At 67.0% G+C, this 12,288-nt stretch carries 6 protein-coding genes; all 6 read right to left on the bottom strand.

The features are described from left to right. Positions 1–261: 261 nt before the first annotated feature. The 6 genes from OXR60_RS14670 to OXR60_RS14645 all read right to left on the bottom strand — a co-directional run bounded on the left by OXR60_RS14670 (position 262) and on the right by OXR60_RS14645 (position 12,086). Positions 262–2,742: a TIM-barrel domain-containing protein gene (locus OXR60_RS14670; protein ID WP_267396679.1), complete on the bottom strand. Its 2,481-nt coding sequence runs from the start codon at positions 2,740–2,742 to the stop codon at positions 262–264. Next, the gene (locus OXR60_RS14665; RefSeq protein ID WP_267396678.1) at positions 2,739–4,241 is read right to left on the bottom strand and encodes a tryptophan halogenase family protein; all 1,503 of its coding nucleotides are present in this window, start codon (positions 4,239–4,241) and stop codon (positions 2,739–2,741) included. Before OXR60_RS14665 ends, OXR60_RS14670 begins: the two co-directional genes overlap by 4 nt. Continuing rightward, positions 4,238–5,851, bottom strand: coding sequence for an alpha-amylase family glycosyl hydrolase (locus OXR60_RS14660; RefSeq protein ID WP_267396677.1), 1,614 nt, complete (start codon positions 5,849–5,851; stop codon positions 4,238–4,240). Before OXR60_RS14660 ends, OXR60_RS14665 begins: the two co-directional genes overlap by 4 nt. A 5-nt stretch (positions 5,852–5,856) precedes the next feature. Next, positions 5,857–7,656: an alpha-amylase family glycosyl hydrolase gene (locus OXR60_RS14655; RefSeq protein WP_267396676.1), complete on the bottom strand. Its 1,800-nt coding sequence runs from the start codon at positions 7,654–7,656 to the stop codon at positions 5,857–5,859. Then, positions 7,653–9,164 carry a tryptophan halogenase family protein gene (locus tag OXR60_RS14650; RefSeq protein ID WP_267396675.1) on the bottom strand — a complete coding sequence of 504 codons (1,512 nt, stop codon included), beginning with the start codon at positions 9,162–9,164 and terminating at the stop codon, positions 7,653–7,655. The genes OXR60_RS14655 and OXR60_RS14650 overlap by 4 nt, the downstream gene beginning before the upstream one ends. Before the next feature lie 72 nt (positions 9,165–9,236). Next, positions 9,237–12,086: a TonB-dependent receptor gene (locus tag OXR60_RS14645; RefSeq protein WP_267396715.1), complete on the bottom strand. Its 2,850-nt coding sequence runs from the start codon at positions 12,084–12,086 to the stop codon at positions 9,237–9,239. Between the last annotated feature and the right edge of the window lie 202 nt (positions 12,087–12,288).

Here is a 12,288-nt window from a genome sequence, read left to right as displayed (position 1 = left end):
ACACGTCCGGTGGCACCGCTCAAGCTCGCGCCGGTGGACGAGGTCGCGCGCGTCGATGTGCCATGGCCGATGAGCTGCGCGCCGCCACGCAGACAGCTGCGCCCCACGGCGCCGCGATTGCCTCCATCGCATGCTCGGCGACACCAGCCCTGCCGGATTGCTCGACCTGTTCAACGGTGTCGCCGGATAGAGCGTGCTGCTTGCAGCTCCCCACGATGTCCCGGTGGCCATCACGAGCCACCGGGGTCGTGCCATTGTTCGCTAGTCGGTGCCGACCATGATGCGTGACGCATGCGCGCTGCGCGCATCGACGGTGAAGGCGACGGTCAGCGCCGCAGGATCGACCTCGGCGGCCAACGCCTTGCGGTTGACGGTGACGGTCTTGCCGCCCGTCCAGCCGTGCACCGTGATGGCGATGGTCTGCCACCAGGGCCGGAAGTCGCCTTCGCGCTTGTCGAACTCGATCATCAGCCCCTGCGGCGTTGCCGAGCAGCGTACGGTCTGACGCAGATAGCCGCGGCGGGTATAAGCGAGGCTCTTGCCGTCGTCCTCGTAGAGCGTGCCCTGGCAGTCCGCGCCCGGGTAGATGTCGAGCCGCAGCGGGCCGGTGGGCGTCTGTGCGGTGCTCTGGACCAGCGGCTGGCGTGGCAGGATGGTGCCGGCGCGCACGAAGATCGGCAGGCGATCGAGCCGCGGCGTCTCGGTGACTCGGTCACCGCGGCTGTGCGCGGTCGGCACCGCCTGCGTCGCCGACTGGATCGGCCCCTCGGCCGCCGGCTCGGGCGTGCCCGCGGGCATGCCGGTCCAATAATCGTACCAGCCGCCGGCGGGTAGGCACACGTCGTAGACGCGCGGCGATTCCGGGCTCGGCGGCGGCGCGATCAGCAGGCTCTTGCCGAGGGTGAAGGCCATCGACTGGTCACACGAGGCATTGAGCGCCGATGGATAATCGTAGAACACCGGCCGCATGATCGGATCGCCGGTGCGGCTGTTCTGATCCGCGAGCGCGTAGAAATAGGGCATCAGCCGATAGCGCTCCTCGACGAAGCGGCGGCGGATCGCGAGATGCTCGGGGCCGTCCACCCATGGCTCGACGCGGGGCGTGCCATTGGCGGAATGATCGCGGAACACCGGCGTGAAGGCGCCGATCTCGAACCAGCGGGTGAGCAGGTCGGCACTTGGCCCGCCGGCGAAGCCGCTGACGTCGGCGGCGCTATAGGCAAAGCCCGACAGGCCGAGGTTGATGATCTGATGGACCGACAGCTTGAGGTGATCCCAGGTCGCGCTGTTGTCGCCGGTCCAAGTGACGGCATAGCGCTGCCCGCCGGCGTAGCTAGCGCGGGTCATGACGAACGGCCGCTCGTTCGGGCGCAGCGTGCGCAGGCCATCGAACGTCGCGCGGGTATTCTGCATGCCGTAGACGTTGTGGATCTCGCGATGATCCGCGGCGCGGGCCGCGAAATCGTCGCTGCCGATGCGGTGGCGGGTGTCGAGCGGCATCGTCTTGGTCGGCGTGTTGAAGATCGCGGGCTCGTTCATGTCGTTCCAGAAGCCGGCAACCCCGGCGTCGACGAAGCCCTTGAACAACGTGCCCCACCAATCACGGCCGTTGGTCTGGGTGAATTCCGGGAACACTGACGGCCCCGGCCAGACCGGCGCGACATAGGTGGTGCCGTCCGGGTTCTTCACGAAGGCGTCGCGCTTGAGGCCGCTCTGATAGGGCGCATAGTCCTTGTCCACCGCCGCGATATGCAGATCGGTGATCGCGACCAGCTTGATGCCGTCCTTCCCCATGTCATCGACCAGCTTGGGAAGATCGGGGAAAGTCTTGGGGTTGGTGGTGAACGGCCGGTTGCGGTCCTGATAATCGATATCGAGCCAGATCACGTCGGTCGGGATGCGGTCGCTGCGCAGCCGCGCTGCGATGCCGCGGACCTCGTCGGCCGACATGTAGCTGTAGCGCGACTGCTGGTACCCCAGCGCCCATTTTGGCGCGAGCGGCGGACGCCCGGTGAGCGTCGCATAGCGGCGCGTGACCTCGGCCACCGAGGGCCCGGCGATGAAATAATAGTCGATCGGCCCATCGGGGCCGCCGAACGACAGGGTCTCGGCGTCGCGGTGGCCGAAGTCGAACCAGGTGCGATAGGTATTGTCGAGCAGGATGCCGTAGCTGCCCCCTGCCCCGCCGGTGCCGATGAAGAAGGGAATCGACTTGTAGATCGGATCGTCGGCGCTGGTGAAGCCGAACGCGTCGGTGTTCCAGTCGACGAAATCATGCCCGCGGCGATCGAGCCCTTGCGTCTTGTCGCCGAGCCCGAAGAAGTGTTCGGAGAACGGCAGCGTCTTGGCGATGGTGAACGCCTTGCCGTCGAGCTTCGCCGGCGCGGCATCAGCCGAGATGACCTTGCCGTCGAGCGTCTCGAAGGTGACGCCGCCGGTCGCGCCGATCCGGACGCGAACGCTGGCGGTGGTGAAGCCGTCGGCGGTGGCGGTGACCTTGACCGCCTGTTTGCGCTGCGCGGGCGACACCGCCCAGCTCGCATCCTCGGGATAGATGCCGTCCTTGGCGACGCGGACGCGGATCAGCCCGTCGGTGAGCGCGGTGACGCGCATCGCGGTCGCCCCGGCGCGGAACTCGACGCCATCGCTGCGCGGCGCGAGCGCGGTGCTTTGCTGGGCATAAGCGGCGGGGATGCTGCACAGGCACGTCGAGGCGGCGAGAAGCAGGGCGAGACGTTTCATGAGCGGTCCTTGTGCGGCAAGTGGCGATCGTGCGCGACGAAGTTGAGCGCGCAGCGCGTGAGGAAGTCGTCGATCCCGGCCATGTCGACCCGATCGATGTCGGGACCGGGCGGCACCAGGCGGGCGCTGTCGGGAAAGGTGCCATAGCCGGCCATCAGGCAATGCCAACTGATCGCGGAATAATAGCGGCCAATGCCGCCGGCCTCCACCGCCGCCGCCATGTCGGCACCGGTAAACCAGGCCGAGATCAGCGCCCTGAGCGTGTCGGACAGGCCCGATACGGCGCGCGCCTCGGCCCAATAGCCGGTGGGATCGTCGTGGTGCTGGTTGAGGCGGTAATGGGCGACGATATAGTCGCGCACGCCATCGTAGCGCTCGGCAATCCGGGCGTTGAAGCCGTTGCGCGCCTCTGCCGTCATCCCGCGCGCCTCGACCGCATCGAGAAACGCCTCGACGGTGGCGATGACGAGATGCAGCGCGGTCGCCTCGAGCGGCTCGAGGAAGCCTTGGGCAAGCCCGACCGCCAGCGCATTGTGCGACCAGCTATCCCGCATCCGCCCGACCCGCATCGCGAGGTGGCGGGCCTCGCCCGCGTCGCCGACATCCAGGTGCGCGCGGAGTTCGGCCTCGGCCTGCGCTGCCGATAGATGACGGCTCGAATAGACATAGCCGTTGCCGGTCCGGCTGGTGAGCGGGATGTCCCATGCCCACCCCGCCGACAGCGCCGTCGCCCGCGTCTGGCTGGGAATTGGCGCCCCCGCCGCGCGATGGGTGGGCATCACCACCGCGGCATCGTTGAACAGCGTCTCGCCGTAGCTGACGAACGGCACCTCGAGCGCGGTGAAGATCAGGCTGCGGAAGCCGCTGCAGTCGACGAACACGTCGCCGTCGATCCGGTCTCCGTCATCGCCGATCAGCGATGCGACGCTGCCATCGGCGCCGCGCGCGACGGCGGTGATGCCGGCCTGGCGGTGAACGACCCCGAGCGTGCCGGTCGCATGGCGCGCAAGAAACGCGCCCATCTTGTGCGCGTCGAAATGATAGCCGTAGCTGACCTCGAACGGAAAGCTGTGCGCCGGCTGCGGCGCGCGATGATCGGCGGCGAGCCGCGCGGGCAGCAGGAAATGGTCGGGGCGGGCATCGACATCGCGACCGGTGCGCCGGGCGCGGGTGTTGTAGAAGAAGCGCGCAGCGGTGTGGATGTCGAGCGCGGTCGGGAACGGGTGGAAATAATCTTCGTACCCCGGCCGATCGGACCAACCGTGGAAGCCGATGCCGAGCTTGTAGGTCGCGTCGCACGCCGGCATCCACGCGCTCTCGGCAATGCCGAGCGTGTCGAAGAAGCCTTTCAGCTGCGGGGTGGATCCCTCGCCGACCCCGATGATGCCGATTGCCGGACTTTCCACCAGCGTCACGGTCGCGGTCGGCCAGCGGTGCGCGATCAGGCACGCCGTCATCCATCCGGCCGTGCCGCCGCCGAGGATGACGATATCGGTCAACGCCGCAGCACCAGGCCGGCGAACGCGGGCAGCACGGTGGTATTTGCGCCATTGGCGACGAGGATCGGCACGCCGTCCGTCGCCAGCCCCGCCGGCCAGTCGCGCGGCGCGGCGCCGAGATTGACCACGCAGACCAGGCGCTCGCCCTCACCGGCCCGCTCGAACGCGATCAACGCATCGTCGCTGTGCACCACCTGCAGGCTGCCATGGCGCAACGCCGGATGCGCCGTGCGGGCGGCGATCACGGTGCGCGTCCAGTGCAGCAGCGAATTCGCGTCCGCCTCCTGCACGTCGACGGCGAGCGCGCGATGATCGGGGCCGAAGGGGAGCCAGGGCTTGGCGGCGCCGCTGCCGAACCCCAGGTCGGGCGCGTCGCCGATCCAGGGCATCGGCGTCCGCGCGCCGTCACGCGACAGCGTCATCGGCCAGTTGGCGATCGCCTCGGGATCGAGCAGATCGGCAAAGGGAATGTCGACCTGGGTGAGGCCCAGTTCCTCGCCCTGGTAGAGGAAGATGTTGCCGCGCAGGCTGAGCAGCAGCAGCATCTTCATCCGCGCGAAGGCATCCGCCTGGTCGGGCGACGCCCAGCGCGACAGCGCCCGGGGCGCATCATGGTTCTCGAACGCCCAGCTCGGCCAGCCCAGCCCCGGCGTATCCGGCCATGCCGCGACCGCATCGACGATCATCTCGGGGGTCAGCCGGTCGGCGTACAGGAAGGCGAAGCTGTAGGCGCTGTTGAGCCGCGTCTCGCCGGCGGTGAACAGCTTCATCTCGCGATCGCTCTCGTCGCCCCCCACTTCGGCGACGGTGAAGCAGCCGCCATGGTCGTCCAGCAGCGCGCGGAGGCGTTCGAGGAACAGCGGGATGTCGGCATGCCCCTGGTTGTGAAGCTTGAGCTGGAAATCGAACGGCCGGGTGCGGGCACGGTTGGTCGCGGGCGCCGGCGGGTTGTCGGTCAGGCCAGGGTTGTGCATCGCGAAGTTGATCGCATCCAGGCGAAAGCCGTCGACGCCGCGATCGAGCCAGAAGCGTGCCGTCGCCAGCAAGGCGTCCTGAACCGCGGGATTGTGGCCGTTGAGCTGCGGCTGGTCCTTGAGGAAATTGTGCAAATAATATTGCTGGCGGCGCGCATCCCAGGTCCAGGCCGGGCCGCCGAACACCGACTGCCAGTTGGACGGCGGGCTGCCATCGGCCTTGGCGTCTGCCCAGACGTACCAGTCCGCCTTGTCGTTGGTGCGGCTGGCGCGGCTGGCGCGAAACCACTCATGCTGGTCGGAGGTGTGCGAATAGACCTGATCGATGATGACGCGCAGCCCGAGCGCATGCGCGCGCGCGATCAGCGCATCGAAATCGGCGAGCGAGCCGAAGATCGGATCGACATCGCGATAATCGGCGACGTCATAGCCGAAATCGGTCATCGGCGAGGTGAAGAAGGGCGACAGCCAGATCGCATCGGCAGCCAGCGAGGCGACGTGATCGAGATGCGCCGTGATGCCGTTGAGATCGCCGATGCCATCGCCGTTCGAGTCGGCAAAGCTGCGCGGGTAGATCTGGTAGATGACCGCGCCCTTCCACCAGGGGGTCGCGGCAACGGCATGGGAATCGGTCATGGGCTTCATTCGCTCGGCAGGGCAGCGCAGACGGCATAGTCGAGCGGCCGGAGGGTGATGCGGGCGGTGCCCGGCGCAGTAACCGTGACGGGGCAGGTCCCGGCCAACGCAGCAAACCGCGCCGATCGGGCACCGACTTCGACATTCTGGATGATGGTGGTGGAGCCGGTGTTGATCGCGACCAGTATCTCATGGCCATCGTCGTCGCCGCGGGTGAAGGCGAGCAGCCCCGGCGTGTCCCCGGCAAAGCGCACCAGCGTGCGGCCGTGGCGGAGCTGCTCATGGTCGCGGCGCAGCCGGGCGAGCATCGCGATCGAGCGGAAGATCGGATTGTCCTGCCCGAAATGCGCAGTCGCGGTGGTGGTCGTGGTGCCGATCAGCCGGTTGTCGTTGTAGCTCGCCACCTGGCTCGCGAACAGGTCCTCGCGCGAATCCTGGTCGCCGCCATGGCCGGTGAAGCCCTGTTCGTCGCCCGAATAGATCGTCGGCACGCCGCGGGCGGCGAGCAGCAGCACATGGGCGAGCGTCAGCCGCTGGAGCCGCTCGGCCTCGGTCGCGTGCGGCCAGGCCTGGTCGAGCATATAGCCGATCCGCCCCATGTCGTGATTGCCGAGGAAGGTCGGCAACTGCCGCGCGCCGGCCTCGCCGCCCTCGTACAAGACGTCGCCATCGACCCATTTGGCGAAGACGTCGGTTCCTGCCTTGCCGGACAGCAGCGCGCGCGCGGCCGCCTGGAACGAGAAATCGAGCACCGCCGGCAGCTTGTCGCGACGGGTATATTGCGCGGTGTAGCCGGGGTCGATCGCTTCCGAATAGACCTCGCCGAAGATATGGAAATGCGGAATGCCGCGCGCAGCGGCGCGCGCCTGCATCGCGGGGACGAAGCGCTGCCAAAATTCGGGGTTCACGTGGCGCGCGGTGTCGATCCGGTAGCCGTCGATGCCGAAGCGGTCGATCCAGCTGCCATAGATCGCGATGAAGCCGTCGACGACGCGCGGGTCCTCGGTCATCAAATCGTCGAGCCCGGCAAAGTCGCCGTAGCGCGCCGATTCACCGGCGAAGGTCGAGTTGCCGCGGTTGTGATAGTAACGCGGATCGTTGAGCCACGCCGGCACCTTCACCTGCGCTTCGGCCGTCGGCACAAACGGCGTATAGGCATAGCGTGGATCGACCAGCCTAGCGAAATTCTCCGGGGTCGCCACCGCATCGCCCGCGAATCCCGGGTTGATCGCGGCGCCGGCAGCTCCGCCGCGGCGCGTGTATGGATAATCCGCCTTGCTGCGATAGCCACACGGCGCGCCGATGCATTCGCGATATTGGATCACGTCGGCGGTGTGGTTGGCGATGATGTCCATATAGACCTTCATGCCGCGCGCGTGCGCCGCATCGATCAGCGCCTTGAACTCGGCCTCGGTGCCGAAATGAGGATCAACGGTGGTGAAATCGGTGATCCAATAGCCGTGATAGCCGGCGCTCTCATGCCCCTTGCCGCCCTGAACGGGCTTGTTCTTGAGGATCGGCCCGACCCAGAGCGCGGTGGCCCCGAGCGCCTGAATATAATCCAATCGGCGGATCAGCCCCTTGAGGTCGCCGCCATGATAGAAGCCCTTGGCGGTGGGATCGAAGCCGGTGGTCAGCCGATCGCCGGCAAGGCCGCCGCGGTCGTTGGAGGGATCGCCGTTGTCGAACCGATCCGGCAGGACGAAATAGATGATCTCGTCCTCGGGCGCACGGGCGCGGACGTCGGCGAGCGGCACCGTGGCGGGCGCAGCCAGCGCGAGCAGCAGCGCGGCGGCGATGCTCATGCCATCACCGGCTGCGGCGCGGCGCAGTGGCGGGCGATGAACTCGGCGTGGCTGGGCATTTGCGCGACCTCGCGGGCGTTCAACTGGTCGATCATGCCGAGGAACTCGCCGAGATCGGGCGCGGGAATGGCATCGGCGAGCGGATGATAGCCCGTCGGTATCATGCCCTGGCCGGCGAACACCTGCAGCCAGCCGACCTCGGTGAACAATTCCTCATGCTCGCGGGTGATATGGCCGTTGCCGCGCCACAGCGCGATCTTGGCGGAAAGCGTCTCGGGCAATTCCATGTCGCGGCACGCCTGCCAGAACGGCTCGGGCCGCTCGTTGGCGTGGTAATGGAGGATGATGAAGTCGCGGATCCGCTCATATTCGAAATCGCTCTGCCGGTTGAACTCGACGCGGTCGGCCTCGGCGATGGTGCGCCCCGGCAGCAGCTTCAGCAGCCGCGAGATGGCCGACTGGATGAGGTGGATGCTGGTCGATTCGAGCGGCTCGAGAAATCCCCCGGCGAGGCCGATCGCGACGACGTTGCGGTTCCACATCTGCTTGCGCTTGCCGGTGCGGAACGGGATCGCGCGCGGCTCGGCCAGCGCCTCGCCGTCGAGCCCGTCGAGCAGGATCGCGGTCGCTTCGTCGTCGCTCAGATGCGCGGAGGAATAGACCAGGCCGTTGCCGGTGCGGTGCTGGAGCGGGATGCGCCACTGCCAGCCCGCTGCCTTGGCGGTGGAGCGGGTATAGGGCGTGAACGCCGCGCTGCGGGCCGACGGCACCGCGAGCGCGCGATCGCAGGGCAGCCAGTGCGTCCAATCCTCATAGCCGGTGTTGAGCGCCTGCTCGATCAGCAGGCCGCGAAACCCCGTGCAGTCGATGTAGAGATCGGCGCTGAGCGACGTGCCATCCTCCAGCACCAGCGCCGAGACATCGCCCGTGTCGTCCTGCTCGACGCGGGTGATCCGGCCCTCGATACGGTTGATGCCGCGCGTCTCGCTGTAACGGCGCAGGTGCCGCGCATAGAGGCCTGCGTCGAAGTGGAAGGCAGACGGCATGTCGGGTAGCACCCGTGCGGTTCGCGCCGGCCCGCGCTGCATCCGCTCCGCCAGCGCCGCCTGGTTGTTGAGCGAATAAGCGGCAAGGTCGCCAGCCAGCCCCAGCGTGCTGGCGCGCAGCCAGTAATGGTGGAACGGCAGCAAGCCGACATCGCGGCCGACCGCGCCGAACGCGTGCATATAGCGCGTGTCCGGGCGCAGCCAGTCGACGAATTCGATGCCGAGCTTGTAGGTGCCCTGGGTGGCGCGGAGGAACGCATCCTCGTCGAGCCCCAGCGCGTCGTTGAACAGCCGGATCTGCGGGATCGTCGCCTCGCCGACACCGACCGTGCCGATCTCCTCGGATTCGACCAAGTCGATCTCGAACCCGACCTCGAGGAAGCGGCCAAAGGTCGCCGCGGTCATCCAGCCGGCGGTGCCGCCGCCAGCGATGACGATGCGGATCGGATTGTCACTGGTCATCGTCCGCGTCCCCGCTCCGCGATCAAACAGGCACCGGACTGGCGGGGCGACACCGTTGCCCCGCATCCGCCGTCAGAACCTGTAGGTAATGCCGAGGTAATAATCACGGCCATAGCGCTGGTAATCGATCACCTGCCGCGAGTCGCCATTCTGATAGGTGACGAACGGACGATCGGTGAGGTTCTTGGCCTGGACGAGGATACCCAGCCCCTTCAGGAACCCGCCCTGGAAGTCGTAACCGATCTGCGCATCGAGGATCGCCTCCGCCTTGGCGGTGCGATAGGTCGGCGTCGACGAGATGCCGGCGACTTCGGCGAGGAAGGATGAACGGTAGCGATAGTTCACCCGTGCCTGGAAGCCGTGCTTCTCAAAGTAGAGCGTGCCGCTGCCGGTGACCTTGGACAAGCCGGGCAAGGTGATCGCATCGAGCGCATTGTTGGCGTATTTGATCTCCGAGTCGGTGTAATTGCCCGACACGAACACGCCGAATCCGTCGAGCTTGGTGGTCAGCGTCCGGAACGGCAGCGAGAAGGTACCTTCGACGCCGATCACCGTGCCGCGCCCGGTGTTGGCCGGTGCGCTGACCACGCCGGTCTGCAGCCCGTTGGCGATCACGATCGCCTGCTGGGCCGGCGTCAGCGCGCCGAGCAGCGAGCTGAAGTCATAGGCATAGCTGTTGTTCGGATCGACGAAGTCGGTGAGGTGCTTGAAATAGCCCGACAGCGCGACATAGCCGCCGCCTTCGAAATACTTCTCGAACGACAGATCGATGTTGGTCGACTGATAGGGCTTCAGCGCGACATTGCCGCCGGTGGAGGTGAAGACCGGGTTGAGCCCGGCATTCAGGTTGCCGGCCTGGATGTTGGCGACGTTGATGCCGACCGCCTGGGTGACCCGCTCCTGGTCGAGCCGCGGCCGGACCATGGTCTGCGACGCGCCCATCTTGACGAAGCCCAGGGGGATCAGCTCGACCGACATCGTCGCCGAGGGCAGGAAGTTGGTGTAGTTCACCTTCTGCGTCGCCGGCGCGATCGTCACCACGCCGCCGACCACGCTGGCGATCTGGCCGTCCGAGCTCTGCTCGCTATGCACCACCTGCGCGCCGAGCGATCCCTTCAGCGCCTTGCCGCCGAGCTCGCCATCCAGCGTGATCTTGGCATAGCCGGTGAACACGTTCTCGGTGACGGTGTTGTCGCGGACCAGCGAGTCCGGGCGGTTGTCATAATAACTGTCGAGGCTGTTGTTGTAGAGATACAGCGGGTTGAGCGCGAGCACCGCGGGCACGCCGAGATAGTCGAGCGGGATCGTGCCGATCATCGCTTCGGCCGGCACGGCGGCCGAGGTGTTGGTGCCGCTCGCCACGGTGCAATCCACGCCGGCGCCGGTGGGGCACAGGAAGTAGGACTTGTACGCGCTGGTCTTCTCGCGGCGGCTGTAGTTGCCGCCCACTTCCCAGCTCTTGACGATGCTGTTGTCGAACTCACCGTTGAGGCTGGCACGGAGCGACTTCATGTCGTCCTTGAAGTTCGGATTGCCGAGGAAGCCGGCCTGCACCACGGCCTGGGTGCCGTTATAGCCCCAGCCCTGCGGATCGGTGAGCTTGAAGATGTCGGTATTGGTGTAGTCCAGCGTCGGCACGATCTTGTAGGTGCCGTTCGAATTCTGGGTCAGATGCACGGTGTCGCCCGGGCCGGTCGCCTGATAGCCGGTGCCGGTATAGGTCTCGAGCGTGAAGTCGGTGCGGGTCGCGTGGCTCCAGCTCGCATCGACGTTGAGGTGGATCTTGTCGGTCAGCTTGAGATCGTTGTTCCAGCCGAGCGAGTAATTCTCCGCCTTGCGGCGGTTATAGTCGTTGCGCTGGATGGCATGGACGTTGGAAAAGGTGATGTCGTCGGCATAGCCATCGTTGACGCTGCCGATCGCGGTGTTCGCCGTGCCGACGTTGCCCGCGAGCGGGAACTCGATGCCGCGCAGCCGCTGGATTTCCTCGAAGTGCGAATAGAGCGCATCGAAGGTCGAGTGGAAGTTTTCCGACGGCTGCCATTCGATCGTCGCTACCCCGCCGTAGCGCTTGAGCGAGTTGGACTGGACATAGGGCTTGGCGCCGGTGACGACATAGGGGTCGGCGGCGGTGCCAGTGCCGTTATAGCCCCAGGCGTTGTAGCGCTCGTCCTGCGACGGCGCGTCGGTCGCCGAAACGCCGATCGCAATGCCGAGCGTGTCGTCGGCGAACTTGTCGACATAGGTCGCCGAGCCGCGATAGCCGTAGCGCGAGCCATCCGGGTTGAGCTTGTCGATGCCGTTCATCTGGCCGCGCGCGCTGAGGGCAAAGATGCGGCCGGACTGGTCGAGCGGGCGGAGCATGCGCAGGTCGACCGTGCCGGCGATGCCGGCGGCGATCAGCGAGGCATCGGCCGACTTGTAGACGTTCACCGTCTTGAAGAATTCGGACGGATACTGGTCATACTCGACGCCGCGATTGTCCCCGACGGTGACCTGCTCGCGGCCGTTGAGCAACGTGGTCGAGAAATCGGGGCCGAGGCCGCGGATCGACAGGCGCTGGTCGCGGCCCTCGAGGCGCTGCGCGGTGACGCCCGGCAGGCGGGCCAGCGAGTCGGCGATCGACACGTCGGGGAGCTTGCCGACATCCTCGGCGGAAACCGAGTCGACGATCAGCACCGACTGGCGCTTGATCTTCGCCGAGGATTCGAGGCCGGCGCGGATGCCGGTGACGACGATGTCGGGACCGCCGGCGACGTCCTGGGCGACATCCTGCGCGGTCGCGGGGGCCGCATCGTCGGGCTGCGGCGTCGGCTGAACGGTCTGGGTGGGTGCATCGACCTGCGCGGCGCCGGTGGGGTCGGCGTTGCGCGTGGTCGGCGCCGTCACCTGCGCGAACGCCGCCTGGCCCGGGATCATCATTGCCACGGACAGGGCGATCGCGCTGGCCCGCAAGGCCAACCGGCCACGAGTCGATGCGCCGACGGTTGCGCCGGACGTCGCGTCCGCGCGGTTCGTTGCCACCATGATACTATTCCCCTTCGGCGGACCCATGGTCCGCACATCCTCGACCCAACGTTTCGGTTCATTCGACATCGTTGATGCGTGTCGATTGGCCTGGATC

The organism is Sphingomonas sp. GC_Shp_5 (assembly GCF_026540855.1).
Lineage (GTDB): Bacteria > Pseudomonadota > Alphaproteobacteria > Sphingomonadales > Sphingomonadaceae > Sphingomonas.
This window is presented reverse-complemented; position numbering and strand designations above follow the sequence as displayed.

Excerpts from the sequence above, each read along its gene's own strand:
- OXR60_RS14670 (WP_267396679.1), bottom strand. The coding sequence starts at position 2,742 with ATGAAACGTCTCGCCCTGCTTCTCGCCGCCTCGACGTGCCTGTGCAGC.
- OXR60_RS14660 (WP_267396677.1), bottom strand. The coding sequence starts at position 5,851 with ATGACCGATTCCCATGCCGTTGCCGCGACCCCCTGGTGGAAGGGCGCG.
- OXR60_RS14655 (WP_267396676.1), bottom strand. The coding sequence starts at position 7,656 with ATGAGCATCGCCGCCGCGCTGCTGCTCGCGCTGGCTGCGCCCGCCACG.
- OXR60_RS14650 (WP_267396675.1), bottom strand. The coding sequence starts at position 9,164 with ATGACCAGTGACAATCCGATCCGCATCGTCATCGCTGGCGGCGGCACC.
- OXR60_RS14645 (WP_267396715.1), bottom strand. The coding sequence starts at position 12,086 with ATGATGATCCCGGGCCAGGCGGCGTTCGCGCAGGTGACGGCGCCGACC.